Here is a 17767-nt window from a genome sequence, read left to right as displayed (position 1 = left end):
ATCATTAAATTAAATATTGCATAAATAAAGTTGCCAATCCGAAATAAATTAAAATACTGAGAATATCATTGATTGTTGTGATAAAAGGTCCAGATGCAACAGCAGGGTCAACCTTTAAACGATGCATAATTAAAGGAATAAAGGCACCAGCTATCGTAGCAACAATTAATGTTGCAAGAATTGAAATTCCAACTAGAGTACCTAAATAAATATCTCCTTGCCATATAAACACAACTAAGGTTACGACAATTCCACATATAGTTCCAGTAATTACTCCTGTGCCAGCTTCACGAATAATTAATTTTCCTAAAGTTTGATCTTGCGTATCACCAACAGATATCCTTCTAACAGCAACAGCTAAAGCTTGAGTTCCTGTATTTCCAGCCATACCTGCTATTAAAGGAATGAATACAGCAAGCATAGCTACTTTGTCTAAAGTTTCTTCAAACCTTCCAATTAAACTTGCAGTAAACATCCCCAAAAACAAAAGAATGATCAACCATGGTAATCTTGACCTTGCTGCAGAAAATGGACCACGATCCTGTGAATCAACATCTGAAACAGCGGCTAGCTTTGAATAATCTTCACTTGCTTCTTCATCAATTACATCCACTATATCATCAACAGTAATAATTCCAAGTAAATGATCTCTAAAATCAACAACAGGAAGTGCTAAAAAATTATAGTCTTTCATTTTTCTTGCTACTTCTTCTTGGTCAACAGCTACGCTAACTGAATATACACGCTCGTTCATTATTTCAGAAATCATCGTATCAGGTTCGTTTATAATTAGATCTCTTAACGAAATAACTCCAACAAGTTTTTTATCTTCATCAATCACAAAAACATAATAAATGGTCTCTGCATTTGGAGCTTCATTTTTTAGTATTTGCATTGCAGAATGAACTGTTTGATTGGCATGTATCGCAATATATTCCGTTGTCATGATACTACCGGCTGTGTATTCTTCATAATGAAGCAGCTCTCGTATCTCTTCAGCTGCATCATCATCCATAATTGTTAAATAACTAGCAACTTGATCTTTATCAAGTTCATTTAACACATCAACCGCATCATCGGCATACATCTGAGCAAGCATTTGAGCCGCAAAGTTGGGATCCATCTCAGACAAATATGTTTCATATTGATCGTCTTCGTCTTCAATATTTTCAAAGACAGCAGCCATTTCTTCTGGAGATAAATAATGATATACTTTAATACGAGCCTCTTCTTCTAGTCTAACAAAGAACTTTGCTTGATCGTATGGGTGCTGTTCCAAAAAGGTCTCACGAAATTGTTCTAGATTATTGTTGATAATAGCAGTAAGTAATGTCCCTTCTTCAAGTTCAACCTTTTCTCTTTCTTCTGACATAATAGCTCCTCCTCTCAAGCGCCAATTATTTATTGAAAAGTTCAAATATATAAATATCATTCATTTTTTTCTTCAACATATTGTGCTGTTTATCACAAATACTATAATATTCTATTATTAAACAATGAAGCAATAAAATCCAACATGTTTGATGATAAATTCCAACTATATTCTTTGCAAATCGTTCACAATCAATTAAGATGGTTAATGATACAATGAGTAAGTACAAAATTTCAAGTTTCATGATTAGAAAGGGATCTCCTATGACAAACGAAAAATCCCCTCAGCAGCAAATAGATTATACGTTAATTTTTATCTTATTTTTACTGGCGATTGTCAGTACACTTGCTATCAATAGTGCAGAAGCAACTCTTCCAGAAGTGTTAAAGGAAATTAACTTTTCGATGAAGCAAATTCAATGGTACATTATTGGTTCAATGGCCATTGTCGTAACAATGCTCATTGACTATGATCGGTTCAAACAGTTAGCTTGGTATTTATACGGCTTTGGTTTGTTACTCTTGTTAGGACTCGAAGTGTTACCAGAAGGAATTGTTCAAACAATTAAAGGTGCAACAAGTTGGTATAGACTTGGACCGCTTGGAAATTTCCAACCTTCAGAATTAATGAAGATTATTATGATTATTGTATTGAGTAAAGTGATTGCAGATCACCGAGAAACATACCCTAATAATTCAGTTGCTGACGATTTTTTACTTATAGGTAAACTTGTTGCAGTCGCTTCACCACCTATCCTTTTATTAGTAAGGCAGCCTGATATGGGGATGACAATGGTGTTATGTGCAATAATTGCATCTCTTGTTTTAATATCAGGAATAAAATGGAGAATCATCTTACCAGTTGTATTCTCTGCACTATTTGCAATAACAGCATTTTTACTTTTGTTCTTTAAATATCCAGAATTACTAAAAATCAAAGCCTATCAACTTGATCGATTTTACGGATGGCTTAATCCTTACGAATATTCTGGTGAACAAGGATTTCAACTTGTCAAATCGTTAATGGCCATTGGATCCGGACAGTTAGACGGTAAAGGATACCAAAACCTAGAGGTATATTTACCTGAGGCACATACTGATTTTATATTTGCGATTATTTCTGAACAATTCGGTTTTATTGGTGGAAGTGTAGTTATCTCGCTTTTCTTCCTATTAATATACAGAATGATTCATATTGCTTTAGAAAGCAATGATCCATTTGGCAGCTATTTATGTACTGGTGTTATCGGAATGATTACATTTCAGGTATTCCAAAATGTTGGTATGACGATTGGACTTTTACCAATTACAGGGCTACCACTTCCGTTTGTAAGCTATGGTGGAAGCTCATTGGCCACTTATATGGTTGCAATTGCTTTCGTCCTAAATGTTCGTTCTCGTACAAGAAAATACATGTTTGACTAAATTCGTGGTACCCTATTTTAAATAGGGTACTTTTTTTTAGAATCCAGCTAAAAGCAATTGTGAATTTTCAGGCAAGAAACCCCTTTATCCAAATTTTTTTAATCCCAAGTTCTAGGTTTTTATTTATAAGAGGTGAAGAAAAATGAACATTGATGTGATTGGAGATATTCATGGTTGTTTTGAAGAATTTGAGAAGCTCACAAAACAATTAGGATATGATTGGTCAACTGGTATGCCACTACACCCAGATAACCGCATGCTTTCCTTTGTTGGTGATTTAACTGATCGTGGACCTTCTTCTATAAAAGTAATTGAAATTGTTTGTCTTCTTTTAAAAGAGAAAAAAGCATTTTATTCTCCAGGTAATCATTGTAATAAACTGTATCGTTACTTTCTTGGCAATAAAGTTCAGATTACACATGGACTTGAAACAACTGTTGCTGAGTTTAAAGATCTTCCAAATAAAAAACAAGAAAAAATCAAACATGATTTCATCTCTCTTTATGAAAAAGCTCCTTTATATCAAATTCTTGATGAGGGAAGATTGATTGTTGCACATGCGGGAATTCGTGAAGAATATATCGGAAAAAGCAGTAACTCCGTTAAAACATTTGTCCTGTATGGAGATATTACCGGAAAGAAAAATCCTGATGGCACACCTGAAAGACGTGATTGGGCACAGCAATATCACGGAAAAGCTCTAATCGTTTATGGTCACACCCCAGTCATAGAACCAAAGCGAACAAATCAAACGATTAATATCGATACTGGAGCAGTTTTTGGAAACCTGCTTACAGCTTATCGCTATCCTGAGGATGAAGTTATTTCTGTTAAATCCTCTTTACCATACGTTAATGAAAAGTTTAGAAAATAGTCTCTTTCAAATATGAAACCCACATGGAACTTGCTAATTGGGAAGCAAATGTAAGAAGAGCTTCTTGAAAAGATTTAGCTTTAATCCTTCTGAGTAAAATAACTGAGAAACCGAGAAAAAAAGGTGGAGATTCCCCCCCTGAGGCGATAACCACGAACGATACAACAAAAATCGGGCAGTTTTATAGTTTCTACCTCTAATAAACAGCTTGTCATGTGTGATTTCATCCTCTTTTTATAAGCTGCTCCATATCATCAGGCAGCTTTGATTTAAACGTTAAGTCTTTTTCTAAAAGAGGATGCCAAAAGGATAGTTGAGAACTATGTAGGGCCTGTCTCTTTATTTCATTATCTTCTCCACCATACAATGTATCTCCACATAATGGATGTCCTATCGATGATAAATGGACTCGTATTTGATGAGTTCTTCCAGTATCAAGAACTAACTTAATATAGGTCTTATCATTCAATGTTTTTATGAGTTTATAATGAGTGATTGCTTCTTGACCAAATTCAGAAACTTCTCTTTCAATAATGCTGTCCTTTTTCCTTCCGATTCGATTAGAAATGGTCCCCTTTGTTTCTGTTATTACACCATGAACAATTGATTCATATGTGCGTTGAATTTCTTTTTTCTTTTGTTGATCTGAAAACAAAGAATGGGCAAAACGATGCTTTGCAACAAGCATTAAACCAGATGTATCTTTATCTAATCGATTAACAATATGTATCGTTGAAGGTATGTTGTTTTTTTCATAATAGTGAATTAAGCCATTTGCCAGCGTTCCTTTAGGATGATTACGAGAAGGAATAGAGGGAACATATGGAGGTTTATCTATAACAAGACAGTGCTCATCTTCATAAACAATGGTAAAAGAAACTTGATGATCAGGTACTAATCCGACTCCCTTTGCTTCCTCAGGAAATAAAACAGTAAGCTTGTCACTTTCCTTTAACTTATACCTTACAGTGGCATGTTCGGAATTAACCAAAATGTCACCACCATTAAATTTAATATCTGTTAAAGCTCTTTTGGAGATTTTTTTATCTTTCAAAAATTCTAAAACAGTTATGTCTTCTTGCTTTTTTAAAATGGTCCATTCTAGCTGAAATGCTGTCATTATCATACCTACCTGTTTTAACATTTACTATTTCCTTATATTTGCTACCAAAAGAGATCTTTTGTATCAGTTTTTCCCGTTACAGGCTTTTTTTAAAGCAAAATGCCTGTAACGGAAACAACAACATAAGATACCCAAAGTCGAATCCTAGAAAAGTTCCTAACTAGCTTACATATCTCCAACAAAGGAGTCTCGTACTCTTTTCCAAAATGGGAAAGGCTTAAAGCGCGCAAATCGAACATTTTCATTTGCTACTCGACACTGAATCGATTTCACATCTTTATGTAAAAGTGTTAAATGGTCAATTGTAATTTGGAAATCTACATCATTTACTGGTTTTAGCATACAGGTATGATGTTCAGGTAAAATGAGCGGCGAACCAATGGTACGAAAAACTCGATTATTAATCGAGGCCATTTCAGCTAATTGAATCGCACGTAAAGAAGGATGTAATATTGCACCACCTAATGCTTTGTTGTACGCAGTACTTCCAGAAGGTGTTGACATACATAAGCCATCTCCACGGAATGTTTCAAACATTTGTCCTTTAATTTCAACATCCATCACAAGTGTACCTTCAATACTTTTGACTGTACATTCATTTAAAGCTAAATACCTTGCTTCTCTTCCACCATCATTATGTCGTATAATCACCTCTAAAATTGGATATTCGACAACTTGATAAGGTGTTTTCGCAATGGCAATAACAAGCTTTTCAATTTCATCCGGAACCCAATCCGCATAAAAACCTAGATGTCCAGTATGAACCCCTATAAAAGCAGTTTTATCTAACCTGCTTCTATATCGATGAAAGGCATATAAAAGGGTACCGTCACCACCGACAGAAATGACAATATCTGGACAATCCTCATCATAATCTAGTTGAAAATCCAACAAATAGGTTTTCATTTTTTGCATTATAGAATTTGAAATCGGATCACCCTTTGATGAAATAGCAAATTTCATACAATACTACCCCTTTATAAAAGATTTCTTTCATAGATTACCTATTAATGATTTCATTATATACTTATCACGGACGATTTTTATCTGTTTTTCTAGAAAAGATTACGTGTGCTTCTTGGATTTCGCCTCTAATTTGGGACATTTCCTCGTCCAAAGAATATGCCGCTTCAGCTGCTCTTTTTAAACGAACTTTAATGTTTTCTGGTATATTACCACTATATTTATAATTTAAAGAATGTTCAATAGTTGCCCAAAAATTCATTGATAAAGTTCTAATTTGAATTTCCACAAGCAGCTTTTGTTCACCTCTAACTGTTTGTACAGGATAATTTACAACAATATGGTATGATCTGTAGCCACTATCCTTTTTACTTGTAATATAGTCACGTTCCTCAATTACTTCTAAGTCATTTCTACTTCTTAACATGTCAACAACTACTTTAATATCATCAACAAATTGACACATCATTCGAATCCCTGCAATATCCTGCATTTCTTCTGCTAATTGATTCATGTTAATATCTTTGCGTTTAGCTTTATCTAAGATACTAGCGATTGGCTTAACCCGACCCGTAACAAACTCAATTGGAGAATGTGAGTTTTCTAACTCATATTGTGATCGTATTCCTCTTAATTTCACCTTTAATTCCTCAACAGCTTGATTATAAGGAGCTAAAAATGTTTTCCATTGTTCGCTTTGCATTTACATCCCCCTTAAAAACCGCTAAGTAGGCGAATTGACCAAGTCTGGAGGCAAGTAAAGAATAAATTTTCAATTATTTCTCTTCGTATCAATAAAAATTTAGCTAATTTTAATTTTTGAAAAACAAGCTGTATTTTAAGTGTTGATAGAGGCCACCTGTTATACTTGCTACATGCTTAGGTATATTACCTACTTACGCTTTATTAATGTTAGAGATTTGATAAATCTTACTAATAGTATAAAAAAATGATTTAACCGAAAGTTATGTTAATAAAAATGCCTCAACAACCTTACTTTCCATTTCTTCACCGTAGTTCGCATTTCCTTTAATATTTTCAAGAAGATAAGTTAATTCGTCGATCAAATCTACTAATTCTATGACGTCTTCTCCTATTTTCGCCATAATAGGAAAACTCTTTTCCTTTGCCATTCTTAATTCGGGCCATATCGAATGTGGTAAGCTTGCATAAACAAATGCGTCACTCGTGTCGAGTATATAAATGAAAGCCAAATGGTCAGAATCAACAAGCATTTGACCTTTCGCTTTTAATTCACCAAATTCACTAGGTGTTTCTTCGGATTCTAATACTAATGTTTCGTTTTTCATGTTTGCTTTTGTCAGTTCAATTCTTTTATTCATAGTAATCTCCTTCCATTACGGTCCATGATTATTTTACCATATTAAAAAGTTACTTGATAACATTGCGAGTTATTAAAATTCGAGAGATAATAGAAGTAACTATATAATAACGATGTGAGGTCTTAGGTATGTCACAAGAAATTGAAATAGAGTTTAAAAATTTACTAACTAAAGAAGAGTTTTTAAAATTAAAAGACTTTTTTGATATAAATGAAAATAACTTCTTCTACCAAGAAAATCATTACTTTGATACACCAGAATTTTCGTTAAAGGAATTAGGTTCTGCTCTTCGAATACGAAAGAAGCAAGATAGCTATTGTTTAACATTAAAAGAACCTGCTGAAATTGGTATATTAGAAACACATCAAATCATACCAGAAAAAGTAGCGAATCAGTTAATTAACTCTGGCCAATTAGTTGAGGGGCAAATCTCTGAGAGACTGATTGACCTTGGTGTTGATTATAATTCAATTATTTATTTCGGCACATTGTCTACCACAAGAGCAGAAAAAGAATACCAAAATGGTTTGCTAGTTTTAGATCATAGTCAGTATTTATCAACTGAAGATTATGAACTAGAATATGAGGTTCAAGATGAAGCGATAGGTAAAGTGGTATTTAAAAATCTTTTAGATGAACTCAATATACCGATTCGACACACTAAAAATAAAATTCGTCGATTTTATGAGCAAAAATATAAAGAGATGGGGTAACTACCTTGGATATCAAAATGAAATATTATAAAACGATGATGGAGCTTCAAGCATTACAAAATTTTAATAATCCATCTAACAACATGACTAATCCTAACTTTGAAACAAATTTTCAGGATTTATTAAAGTCATTTCTTGGACAAACAGGATCAAACCCTGTGACAGAAAGAGCAACTGTGTCTTTGGCATCGTTACCAAATATGATGATAAATTCATCTTCTCAAATGTCTATAAGCCCAAGTATCCCATCTTCTATCAATTCTGGGTCGGGTACAATAGATGAGATCATTTCGAAGGCTTCTGCTAAGTTTGGTGTCGATGAAAAGTTAATTCGGGCTGTTATTCAGCAAGAATCAGGGTTCAAAACAACTGCAAAAAGCCATGCAGGTGCAATGGGACTTATGCAATTGATGCCTGCTACTGCTCGTTCTCTCGGTGTTGATAATCCTTTTGATGCATCTCAAAATGTAGAAGGCGGAACAAAATATTTGAAACAAATGCTCTCAAGATATAATGGCGATGTTTCACTAGCACTAGCCGCTTATAACGCAGGACCTGGAAATGTAGATAAATATGGTGGAATTCCGCCGTTTAAAGAAACGCAAAACTACGTTCGAAAAATCACATCCACTTATCAAGTATAAAGAAGCCTTAAATAAATTCTCTTTATTACTTATACACTCACCTACTAATTAGCATTGAGGTGGGTGTTTTTTGTATACAAATTGTTAGACCAATCAAGGGGAATTCATCTTAAATCACAGCTCTAACATGGACAAAAATTATGTTCTCCGAGCGATTTGTTTGAGATATGTAATTTTGCTTGATAAAATATAACTACGTCTTGAAGAGGTATTATCAATATTAGTTCCAAAGCAACTAATTATATTTTAATTTTAATGATAAACAAATAGCACGCTAAAGGAGCTATCAACATGACAGATCAACAATTAACACCATATGAGGCGATTGGAGAGGAAACACTTTCGCAGCTTGTTGATTCCTTTTATGGAAATGTCCAAAATCACCCATTATTGGCACCCATTTTCCCTGATGACTTAACTGAAACAGCTCGAAAGCAAAAGCAATTTCTCACACAATATTTAGGTGGACCACAAATTTATACTGAAGAACATGGACACCCTATGTTAAGAGCTAGACATCTACCATTTGAAATAACACCATCTCGAGCAAATGCATGGATCTCATGTATGGAGAAAGCTATGCATGAGATTGGATTAGAAGAAGATGTGAAAGAGTTTTTATTGCATCGTCTGAACCTTACAGCTCATCATATGGTAAATACTGCAGATAAAGAAGACGGCATTGTTCAGAAAGAGGTTAGTAAAGATGAAGGACAATCATGAGAAAAAAGATGTCTCCCTCTTTTTCTCTCAGTGTAGCGGGCATCCCGACAAGCCTTTAGAAATTTATATGTTTGTAGATCCTTTATGTCCAGAATGTTGGGCTTTAGAGCCAATTATTAAAAAGCTACAGATCGAGTACGGACGCCTATTCACTTTAAAATATATAATAAGTGGACGATTGGCTACATTGAATGTTTCAAAGAGAATGCGACCTGAAAAGCTTGCAGAAGCATGGGAGAAAACAGCGAGTCGAACTGGCATGTCATGTGACGGAAATGTTTGGCTTGATAATCCATTATCAAGTCCTTATATTGCTTCGTTAGCCATTAAATCTGCTGAGCTTCAAGGCCGTAAAGCAGGGCTTCGTTATTTACGAAAGCTACGTGAGCAATTATTTATCCAAAGTAAAAATGTTTCTGATGAAAAAATACTCGTTCAAATTGCAGATCATGTTGGTCTAGATGCAGATGAATTCCAAAAAGATTTACATTCCCAAAGCACTGCAAAAGCATTACAATGTGATTTAAAAATCACTTCAGAAATGGATGTACATGAAATACCAACCCTCGCATTCTTTAGTGAAGATGTTGATGAAGAAGGTCTGAAAATTACTGGAATTTATTCTTATGATATGTATGTGCAAGTTCTCAAAGAGATGATAGGTGAGGTTATTAAACCTTCACACAAACCACCACTAGAAGTCTTTTTAGAATATTATCAGTTTGTTGCATCAGCAGAAATTGCGGCAGTATATGATATGACATTGGTAGAAGTAGAGAAAGAATTAAAAAAACTTGTTCTTTCTCAAAAGGTGGAAAAAGTACAAGCAAAATACGGAACATTTTGGAAATATATTCACACGAACTAATAACTTTATAAAAAATTAAAAAGGATCAGGCTCCTGGTTTAGAATAACTTCTAGCCGGCCTGATCCTTATTTTTGAATGTATCTTATTCTATAAAAAAATCATCTTATAAACGCTTTCTTTTCAGCAGAAATGGCGTCTTCTAGCCATGATGGATGCATGTTGAGAAGTTCTTTTGGTAAGGCTGTTTTCGCAAACTTTGTTGCTTTTAAATACCTGAAGCAATCAGCACTGTATCAAGTCTAGTGGCATCTTTTCTTCAAAAAATTATACCCTTATAGTGAAAAAACACTGTTTTCACTATAAATTTTAGTTATATAGCAACAATCTTTCAGAAAAGAGCCTTTGGTAAAGCATTTACCGGGAAAAATGCCACATCTAATGACTCTATAGGATCCATATTAAGACTTCCACCATTAATTTTCCCTAGAAAATACGTTGTGATAAAATGAACAACTCTTCCATCAGGATAGGTAAATACCTGTGAAGCAGGATCTGAATAAACCCCGATTAATTTTTCAATGCTGATATGATAACCTGTTTCTTCTAGTACTTCACGTTTCGCTGCTTGTTCAACAGTCTCTCCTGGTTCTACATGACCTGAAGGAATTCCCCATAATCCAACATCAGCTCTTTTTTGCAGCAAAACACTTCCATTATCATCAAAGATAATAATAGCTACACCAGGATGAATTGATTTATATTCCAATGCCATTTCCACCCTTCCTTATTCAAACAGTATTATTCTGTTAACAATTTAAATGATAACAAATAATAGGATAATAGAGGAAGGAAGTTCTTACATATAATAGTAGTTTTCCATCTATCATTAGTTTCGCTCTCGTGAACTAGTAAAAAGAGCAAATAAAAAACCCTATACCAAAGTATAGGGTCTTTTTTTATGTCTTAACGACAACAAAGGGGATGGGAGAAATTTTCACGGTCAAACAAAGGGGTAAATGTTTGTTTGTGATTAATTTCACATCTATAATATATCAAAATATGTCGACAAATGACAAGTGCGAGACAATCATTTCACAAAAATGTCACATAACAGTAAAAAGTTGAAGTAATTGATTTACTTTAAAACGAGTTGTTTAAGGGATTTTCTTTTGAACACTTAGTCATGTTTTCCCCTGGAGAGATGGTCTTTATGACCATTTACTTCTGCTATTGAGAGACTACAACCTTATGACGACCTTTTGCTTCTTCTTTTTTCCAGCTAATGTCCGTCATACACCTTATGACGACCTTTTGCTTCTTCCTTTTCCCAGCTAATGTCCGTCATACACCTTATGACGACCTTTTGCTTCTTCTTTTTTCCAGCTAATGTCCGTCATACACCTTATGACGACCTTTTGCTTCTTCCTTTTTCCTGCTAATGTCCGTCATACACCTTATGACGACCTTTTGCTTCTTCTTTTTCCCTGCTAATGTCCGTCATACACTCTATGACGACCTTTTGCTTCTTCTTTTTCCCCGCCAATGTCCGTCATACACCTTATGACGACCTTTTGCTTCTTCCTTTTCCCTGCTAATGTCCGTCATACACCTTATGACGACCTTTTGCTTCTTCTTTTTCCCTGCTATTGTCCGTCATCCACTCTATGACGACCTTTTGCTTCTTCCTTTTTCCAGCTAATGTCCGTCATACACCTTATGACGACCTTTTGCTTCTTCTTTTTCCCTGCTATTGTCCGTCATACACCTTATGACGACCTTTTGCTTCGTCTTTCCAAGGCTAGAGGACCTTATCAACTACATGAACAACCTTTAACTACTTTTTCTTTCCCACACTAAATACATAAAAGTCCTTGCTTGTCTAAAAAATTACCTCAAACAAGGATAATAACATCATTTGCTTCATATAGAATATAAATAAGCACTGTAATAGGAGGATTATTATGAAGGTGTTCGGAATAATTTTAGGGGCAATTGTATTTGTTGGGTTGTTGTTTTTAAATGTATTAGGACTTATGAATCTTGTGCCTATGTATATTACTTCGCCTTTATTGTTTATTGCGATATTCATTATCCTTTATATAGTAAACCATCGAAAAACATTTAAGGGCTTTTAGCACACATCATCTAGAAGATACATAAAAGGGAATGCGATGGTAACGCCGCATTCCCTTTAACATTATGCATTTATTTTAGATAACAACTCTTCCATTTCATTTAACTTTTCTTCAAAGACTTTACAAGCTTCTTCGATTGGCGTTGAAGATGTCATATCAACTCCAGCCTTCTTTAACACTTCGATTGGGTAGTCAGAGCTTCCTGCTTTTAAGAATTCTAGATAACGATCAACAGCTGGTTGACCTTCTTCTAATATTTGATTACTTAGTGCTGTTGCTGCACTATATCCTGTTGCATATTGATAGACATAATAGTTGTAATAGAAGTGAGGAATTCTTGCCCATTCTAAACCAATTTCTTCATCAACAACAATGTCTTCACCAAAATATTTCTTGTTTAAGTCATAATACGTTTTCGTTAATAACTCAGGTGTCAGAGGTTCACCATCTTGTGCTTTTTGATGAATGATGTGCTCAAATTCAGCAAACATTGTTTGGCGGAATACTGTTCCTCTGAAGCCTTCAAGAAAATGATTTAATAGATATAGGCGTTTTTTCTCATCTTCAATTGTATTTAACAAATAGTGATTCAATAGAGCTTCATTACAAGTTGATGCCACTTCTGCCACAAATATTGAATAATTACCATACGGATATGGTTGTTCTTTACGTGTATAGTAGCTATGCACAGAATGACCGAATTCATGTGCTAATGTAAATAGGTTATTCACATTGTCCTGCCAGTTCATAAGGATATAAGGATTTGTACCATAAGTGCCTGATGAGTATGCTCCGCTTCGTTTTCCTTTATTCTCATGAACATCTACCCAACGGTTTTCAAAGCCTTCTTTTAAAATGGAAATATAGTCATCACCTAAAGGTTCGAGACCTTTTAAGATATAGTCTTTTGCTTCATCATAGGTTACTTCCATCTTCACATCTTTAATTAGTGGAGTGTACAGATCATACATATGAACTTCATCAAGCTTTAACACTTCTTTACGCAATTTCACATAACGTTGTAATAAATCAAGATTATCATGAACTGTACTAATTAGATTATCATAAACAGCTTCAGGGATATTATCACTACTTAGTGCTGCTTGTCTTGCAGAGTCATAATTACGGACCTTTGCACTGAAATTGTCTTTTTTTACTGTTCCACTTAACGTGCTTGCAAATGTGTTTTTAAAGCTACCATATTTGTCGTATACAGCTTTAAATGCTTCTTCACGTACTCTGCGGTCTTCACTTTCTAAAAAGCGAACATAACGGCCATGTGTGATTTCTACTTCTTCACCATTTTCGTCTTTTATCGTCGGGAATGTTAAGTCTGCATTATTTAACATACCAAATGTGTTACTTGATGAACCTAGTACTTCAGAAGCTTCAGCTAGAAGCTCTTCTTTTTCAGCAGATAATACATGTGGTCTTTGACGGTTGATTTCATCAATTGCATGTTCATAAAGCTTTAATCCATCGTTTTCTTCTACAAATTTTTTAATCTTTGTTTCATCACTTGCTAAGATCTCTGGAACAATATAAGAACTTAAGCTCGCAGCTTGTGTATATAAATTTCTTGCGCGATCATTTAGTGCCTGGTATGTAGAATTTGTTGTGTCTTGATCATATCTCATATGTGCGTACGTATATAATTTCCCTAAACGCTCCATTACTTCATCTTGATAAGTAAGTGCTTCTAATAGTGTGTTTGAACTTTCACCAAGCTTTCCTTTAAACTCAGCTAGTTTAGGTAAAGATGCTTTTACTTCTTCATATTCCTTCTCCCATGCCTCATCTGTTGAAAAAATATCTTCTAATCTCCAAGTATCCTCGGTTTTAATTTCATTTCTAGAAGGTAATTTCTTTACAGCCGTTTGCTCTGACATTACGTTTCCCCCTTTTGGAATATTTGCATACGCGGAGCTTGAAATCATTGAGTGTATCAATGTAAATAATGTGATAAGTAGTAAAATTTTTTTGAGCTTCATATCCTTCCCCCTTAATCTCTTTCTCCGCATGTACATTAAAGATCTTTCTCGATAAAATCGAATGGATTAATGGAAGGATACGCATTTTTTTCACTACTATCTCTATCTTCACCCTGCATAGCTTCTTTTGTCAAATAGTAAGCAGTAGCACCTACACCTAACATGGATGCTGTCAAAAGAAGTGTATTTCGTTTGCGCTTCTTATTAAACATTTGATCACCTCTTGTTGTTAATATCTCCCTATTAATTTGTTCAAAAAAAGATTTGTTATTCATTTGTCTATAACAACTTATACTTAGACAATAATTCTTGATCACTTTTTAAAAGATCTTCGGTTTTCACTTTCCAATCCAACTGTTTCTCCTTCATAAACATATTTTTGTCAGTTTCTTTAATAACAGACAGATGACATAACTTTAATAAATAACTTTTGAGAACATAAGAATAATGGAGGTTTTTATGAAGCAAACGTCTGATACTTATTAGACCAGCTTTTATTTTATTTTCGATAAAATAATACACATCACGAAAACTAAAAATTGTTCTTAATTTCAGTTGATCAATAAAAAACAAAATCCACCCTTGCCAAATAAAAACAGGAGATTCGATTAAATAGTTTGTCGACAATGGAAGGAACGCAAGCGATGGCAAGGAAGAAAGAGGCAAACGCTTTGTTTTATATAAGAAAATATTTAATGCATGTGTTTGCTTTGTTTTAAATTGGGATGAATGAAGACGGTACCCCTTAATTTTATTTAACCAAGTTTGGATGAGTTGTTCAGTAGGATGGAATTCACGAAACAGCTGAGATAAAGTTGTTGAATGCAGTGAAGTGTGTGTTGCCTGCGCTATTATTGATCTTTGGGAGAAAGGAATGATGTTTTGTAATTTAATAAACATCTTTTGATCTGGACAATAGGCAATAATAATAGGAGGTTTATTTTGCTTATAGGTATGTATAAGTAACCATTGAAAGCCAGTTAACTGAAACGTCAAAGAACCAGTTCTTTTAATTGAATTTGCTCCTAGTATCCATAAATCTTCAATTTCTTCTTTTTGAAATTCTGTCGATCTTTTTCTAATAAGCTTATGATCAATTTTTGCACATTGAAATTCAATCGCTACTTGCTTTTCTTGAAAATTAACCAAAAGATCTGGTCTTTGTTTTATGCTACTAATAAATGGTTCAAGTGAAACTGAAGGTATCGTCTTTTGTTTCTGTAACCAATGATATAGATCTAGTTTCCCTTTCCGGTGATATTCACTTTCAGCCCCACTTTCTAATCCAGAACATCCCGTTAATTTCTTATGAGCAAAATGTGGTGTTATCACTGTCCCAATTTTTAAATCTAGTTCACTGGAACATGAAGTGCAAATAAATTGAGATTTCGTTTTAAGTTTTTTTAATGTAGTCGATGACCATCTTCTCTCAGCAAGATTCACTTTGTTTCCTTGTTGATCATATGCAATAAACACTTAATATCCTCCCTTCATTTATACTCTCTATTATCTTTTTTTCAGCGTATTAAGCAAAGCTATAAAAATGAAAGATGACCTGTCAAAATTGAATTTTAGCCTATATATGAGTTCCTTTATGTAAATTGTTTCAATTCTATAATCCTTGGTACAAAAAAGAGGCTGGTACATAAGTATTAAAGCAAATTATAAAACCCGAATTATTAGGTGATATATCAATTAATCGTTTCGCCTAATCGTTCGGGTTTTTATTTGTTGTCTTCAATTAGATTTTTTGATTTTGCATACTATTTTTAAGAACTAGTGGAATGTAGCGGAAGACATTTGACTCCTGCGGGTGCAGAGGAAAAGCTGAGACCCCACAGGCGCGCAGCTTACGAGGAGACTTAGCTTCCTCCCCGGCGAATCTTATGTCTGCAGCGCAATGGAACGAACTTGTTTCTTTCAACTTAAAACTATGTCCCTGCCTCTAATTGATAACATTTTTATCACACTAAAGTAAAGGCGACATTAATCTTGCGGTTGATTCAAAAAGTTTTTTAACAATCGAACGTTTAACAAACTCATCCATGACAATTTCCTTGGATTCTTCAATATCTTTTATATATTCATTTACTAAAGTTTGAGTACTCCCTGTTCTATATAAAAAGGCATTTACCTCAAAATTCAAGTGAAAGCTTCTCATATCCATATTAGCTGTACCAATAGAAGCCAACTCATAATCTACAATCACAATTTTACTATGCAAAAAACCCTTTTCATACTCATATACCTTTGCCCCTGCATCAAGCAGCTCTGGAAAGTACGACCTTGAAGCATAATAAACTATTTTTTTATCAGGTCGTTTAGGAACTAATAATCTAACATCGATCCCACTTAGTGCAGCAACCTTTAGAGCTGTTAAAATATCCTCATCAGGCACAAAATAAGGTGAGGCAATCCAAATAGATTTCTTAGCTGATACAATCATTGAAAAAAATAGATTTTTTATTACATCCCACTTATTATCAGGACCTCCAGCAATAAGCTGAACACCACCTGTTTCTTCTATTACACCTGAAGATGAAGATAAGTAAGTATCTGATAAAAGTTTTTTATCGGTCATATAATACCAATCTTGCAAGAAAATCATCTGAAGTGTTCTTACTGCTTCACCTTTAATTAGTAAATGTGTGTCTCGCCAGTAGCCAAAATATTGATCTTTACCAAGATATTCATCGCCTACATTTAATCCACCAACAAAGCCAACAGAACCATCAATGACGATTATTTTTCTGTGATTACGAAAATTAATTTTGTTATTAAGAAATGGTATTTTCACAGGTAAAAAGGACACCATTTCTATTCCTGCTTTTTTCATTTCTTTAATATAGTCTTTAGAAAGTTTCCAACAGCCGACAGCATCATATAAAAATCTAATTTCAATGCCTTCACGTGCCTTATCAATCAATAGGTGTTTTAATTTCTGACCTACTTCATCATTTCGTACGATATAATATTCAAGATGAATATGATGTTTGGCTTTTTTTAATTCCTGAAATATATGTTCAAACGTTTCATTTCCGTCAGTAAGGGCTTTCGTTTTTGTAGCGAAAGAAATTGGACTATGTCCTAAACGATGTGCTAGCTTAAATAATAATTGTTGGTGATTTCCCATATGATTAATTTTATCTTGATATGAACTATGATTACCTTCAATTTCTAAAAAAGCCTTTTCATCAGTTAAAGCCTTCTTTTCAAATAATCTTCTCTTTTTGATGTTTCTTCCAAAAAATAAATAAAAGAAAAAACCTACTAATGGAAAACCACCTAATACAACAAGCCATGTTATTGTATGTGAGGGATGTCGGTTTTCTAGGAAGATCACGATACAAATAAAGATAATAGACAATGTAAAAAGCACACTGAACGTACCAACAATCCAATCTCCCCATAAGTTTTTTGTTATAAGAATAATGGAAGCAATTACAGTTACAAATAATAGTAAACGGAATGTATACCTCATACCTTTTCACCTTACTTTATTTTCAGCTCTGTTAAACTTAATTTCCGTTACAGGCATTCGTTTTATAAAAGCGGTTCAGTAATAATCTCCAAGTGTGCAGCTACAGAATTCTCCCTTCTTCACAGCGTAAGCAAGGGGGCCATTCATCTCATATAGCCACACACCTCAGCAT

General features: G+C 34.1%; 17 protein-coding genes. 7 read left to right on the top strand and 10 right to left on the bottom strand.

Annotation, left to right across the window (positions count from 1 at the left end; translation table 11 throughout):
- Positions 1 to 4: 4 nt before the first annotated feature.
- Positions 5 to 1372, bottom strand: a complete 1368-nt coding sequence (gene mgtE, locus LC076_RS18705; RefSeq protein ID WP_226670605.1) for a magnesium transporter — start codon at positions 1370 to 1372, stop codon at positions 5 to 7.
- Positions 1373 to 1635: 263 nt separating this feature from the next.
- Between mgtE and LC076_RS18700 the strand changes: the two genes are divergently transcribed.
- Positions 1636 to 2796: an FtsW/RodA/SpoVE family cell cycle protein gene (locus LC076_RS18700; RefSeq protein ID WP_226670604.1), complete on the top strand. Its 1161-nt coding sequence runs from the start codon at positions 1636 to 1638 to the stop codon at positions 2794 to 2796.
- A 142-nt stretch (positions 2797 to 2938) separates the two neighbouring features.
- Positions 2939 to 3670 (top strand): bis(5'-nucleosyl)-tetraphosphatase PrpE, encoded by a 732-nt coding sequence (gene prpE, locus LC076_RS18695; RefSeq protein WP_226670603.1) that lies wholly within the window; start codon positions 2939 to 2941, stop codon positions 3668 to 3670.
- A 223-nt stretch (positions 3671 to 3893) separates the two neighbouring features.
- Here prpE and LC076_RS18690 read toward each other — a convergent pair whose 3' ends face one another.
- From LC076_RS18690 to LC076_RS18675, 4 genes are all read right to left on the bottom strand, one after another.
- Positions 3894 to 4790 carry an RluA family pseudouridine synthase gene (locus LC076_RS18690; protein ID WP_226670639.1) on the bottom strand — a complete coding sequence of 299 codons (897 nt, stop codon included), beginning with the start codon at positions 4788 to 4790 and terminating at the stop codon, positions 3894 to 3896.
- A gap of 168 nt (positions 4791 to 4958) precedes the next feature.
- Positions 4959 to 5756, bottom strand: a complete 798-nt coding sequence (locus tag LC076_RS18685; protein WP_226670602.1) for an NAD kinase — start codon at positions 5754 to 5756, stop codon at positions 4959 to 4961.
- A 67-nt stretch (positions 5757 to 5823) separates the two neighbouring features.
- Positions 5824 to 6459 carry a GTP pyrophosphokinase family protein gene (locus LC076_RS18680; protein WP_226670601.1) on the bottom strand — a complete coding sequence of 212 codons (636 nt, stop codon included), beginning with the start codon at positions 6457 to 6459 and terminating at the stop codon, positions 5824 to 5826.
- Between the two features lie 262 nt (positions 6460 to 6721).
- On the bottom strand, positions 6722 to 7099 hold the full coding sequence (locus tag LC076_RS18675) for a hypothetical protein (RefSeq protein WP_226670600.1): 378 nt from the start codon (positions 7097 to 7099) through the stop codon (positions 6722 to 6724).
- Between the two features lie 128 nt (positions 7100 to 7227).
- Between LC076_RS18675 and LC076_RS18670 the strand changes: the two genes are divergently transcribed.
- The 4 genes from LC076_RS18670 (at position 7228) to LC076_RS18655 (ending at position 10047) form a co-directional block, all read left to right on the top strand.
- Positions 7228 to 7812 (top strand): CYTH domain-containing protein, encoded by a 585-nt coding sequence (locus tag LC076_RS18670; RefSeq protein ID WP_226670599.1) that lies wholly within the window; start codon positions 7228 to 7230, stop codon positions 7810 to 7812.
- Between the two features lie 11 nt (positions 7813 to 7823).
- On the top strand, positions 7824 to 8456 hold the full coding sequence (locus LC076_RS18665; protein ID WP_413466009.1) for a lytic transglycosylase domain-containing protein: 633 nt from the start codon (positions 7824 to 7826) through the stop codon (positions 8454 to 8456).
- Between the two features lie 291 nt (positions 8457 to 8747).
- On the top strand, positions 8748 to 9179 hold the full coding sequence (locus tag LC076_RS18660; RefSeq protein WP_226670598.1) for a thiol management oxidoreductase: 432 nt from the start codon (positions 8748 to 8750) through the stop codon (positions 9177 to 9179).
- Entirely contained in the window at positions 9163 to 10047 is an 885-nt protein-coding gene (locus LC076_RS18655) for a ClpXP adapter SpxH family protein (RefSeq protein ID WP_226670597.1), read from the top strand. The genes LC076_RS18660 and LC076_RS18655 overlap by 17 nt, the downstream gene beginning before the upstream one ends.
- Positions 10048 to 10376: 329 nt before the next feature.
- Here LC076_RS18655 and LC076_RS18650 read toward each other — a convergent pair whose 3' ends face one another.
- Entirely contained in the window at positions 10377 to 10754 is a 378-nt protein-coding gene (locus LC076_RS18650; RefSeq protein ID WP_413466007.1) for an NUDIX domain-containing protein, read from the bottom strand.
- A gap of 1195 nt (positions 10755 to 11949) precedes the next feature.
- Between LC076_RS18650 and LC076_RS18645 the strand changes: the two genes are divergently transcribed.
- Positions 11950 to 12123 (top strand): hypothetical protein, encoded by a 174-nt coding sequence (locus LC076_RS18645; RefSeq protein WP_226670595.1) that lies wholly within the window; start codon positions 11950 to 11952, stop codon positions 12121 to 12123.
- Positions 12124 to 12185: 62 nt separating this feature from the next.
- On the opposite strand, the gene pepF is transcribed toward LC076_RS18645, so the two are convergent.
- The 4 genes from pepF to cls form a co-directional block, all read right to left on the bottom strand.
- Positions 12186 to 14012, bottom strand: coding sequence for an oligoendopeptidase F (pepF, locus tag LC076_RS18640; RefSeq protein ID WP_226670637.1), 1827 nt, complete (start codon positions 14010 to 14012; stop codon positions 12186 to 12188).
- 137 nt (positions 14013 to 14149) lie between these two features.
- A complete protein-coding gene (locus LC076_RS18635; RefSeq protein ID WP_226670594.1) occupies positions 14150 to 14326 on the bottom strand; it encodes a hypothetical protein in 177 nt (58 codons plus the stop codon).
- 67 nt (positions 14327 to 14393) lie between these two features.
- A complete protein-coding gene (locus LC076_RS18630; protein WP_226670593.1) occupies positions 14394 to 15590 on the bottom strand; it encodes a competence protein CoiA in 1197 nt (398 codons plus the stop codon).
- Positions 15591 to 16083: 493 nt separating this feature from the next.
- Entirely contained in the window at positions 16084 to 17595 is a 1512-nt protein-coding gene (gene cls / locus LC076_RS18625; RefSeq protein ID WP_226670592.1) for a cardiolipin synthase, read from the bottom strand.
- Positions 17596 to 17767 lie beyond the last annotated feature (172 nt).

This window comes from Metabacillus litoralis (assembly GCF_020524045.1).
GTDB lineage: Bacteria > Bacillota > Bacilli > Bacillales > Bacillaceae > Metabacillus > Metabacillus litoralis_C.
The sequence above is the reverse complement of the archived record's forward strand: the minus strand, read 5'-3'. Positions and strand labels throughout refer to the sequence as shown.

Excerpts from the sequence above, each read along its gene's own strand:
- LC076_RS18690 (WP_226670639.1), bottom strand. The coding sequence starts at position 4,790 with ATGACAGCATTTCAGCTAGAATGGACCATTTTAAAAAAGCAAGAAGAC.
- LC076_RS18685 (WP_226670602.1), bottom strand. The coding sequence starts at position 5,756 with ATGAAATTTGCTATTTCATCAAAGGGTGATCCGATTTCAAATTCTATA.
- LC076_RS18680 (WP_226670601.1), bottom strand. The coding sequence starts at position 6,459 with ATGCAAAGCGAACAATGGAAAACATTTTTAGCTCCTTATAATCAAGCT.
- LC076_RS18700 (WP_226670604.1), top strand. The coding sequence starts at position 1,636 with ATGACAAACGAAAAATCCCCTCAGCAGCAAATAGATTATACGTTAATT.
- mgtE (WP_226670605.1), bottom strand. The coding sequence starts at position 1,372 with ATGTCAGAAGAAAGAGAAAAGGTTGAACTTGAAGAAGGGACATTACTT.
- prpE (WP_226670603.1), top strand. The coding sequence starts at position 2,939 with ATGAACATTGATGTGATTGGAGATATTCATGGTTGTTTTGAAGAATTT.
- LC076_RS18670 (WP_226670599.1), top strand. The coding sequence starts at position 7,228 with ATGTCACAAGAAATTGAAATAGAGTTTAAAAATTTACTAACTAAAGAA.
- pepF (WP_226670637.1), bottom strand. The coding sequence starts at position 14,012 with ATGTCAGAGCAAACGGCTGTAAAGAAATTACCTTCTAGAAATGAAATT.
- LC076_RS18660 (WP_226670598.1), top strand. The coding sequence starts at position 8,748 with ATGACAGATCAACAATTAACACCATATGAGGCGATTGGAGAGGAAACA.
- LC076_RS18675 (WP_226670600.1), bottom strand. The coding sequence starts at position 7,099 with ATGAATAAAAGAATTGAACTGACAAAAGCAAACATGAAAAACGAAACA.
- cls (WP_226670592.1), bottom strand. The coding sequence starts at position 17,595 with ATGAGGTATACATTCCGTTTACTATTATTTGTAACTGTAATTGCTTCC.
- LC076_RS18655 (WP_226670597.1), top strand. The coding sequence starts at position 9,163 with ATGAAGGACAATCATGAGAAAAAAGATGTCTCCCTCTTTTTCTCTCAG.
- LC076_RS18645 (WP_226670595.1), top strand. The coding sequence starts at position 11,950 with ATGAAGGTGTTCGGAATAATTTTAGGGGCAATTGTATTTGTTGGGTTG.
- LC076_RS18635 (WP_226670594.1), bottom strand. The coding sequence starts at position 14,326 with ATGTTTAATAAGAAGCGCAAACGAAATACACTTCTTTTGACAGCATCC.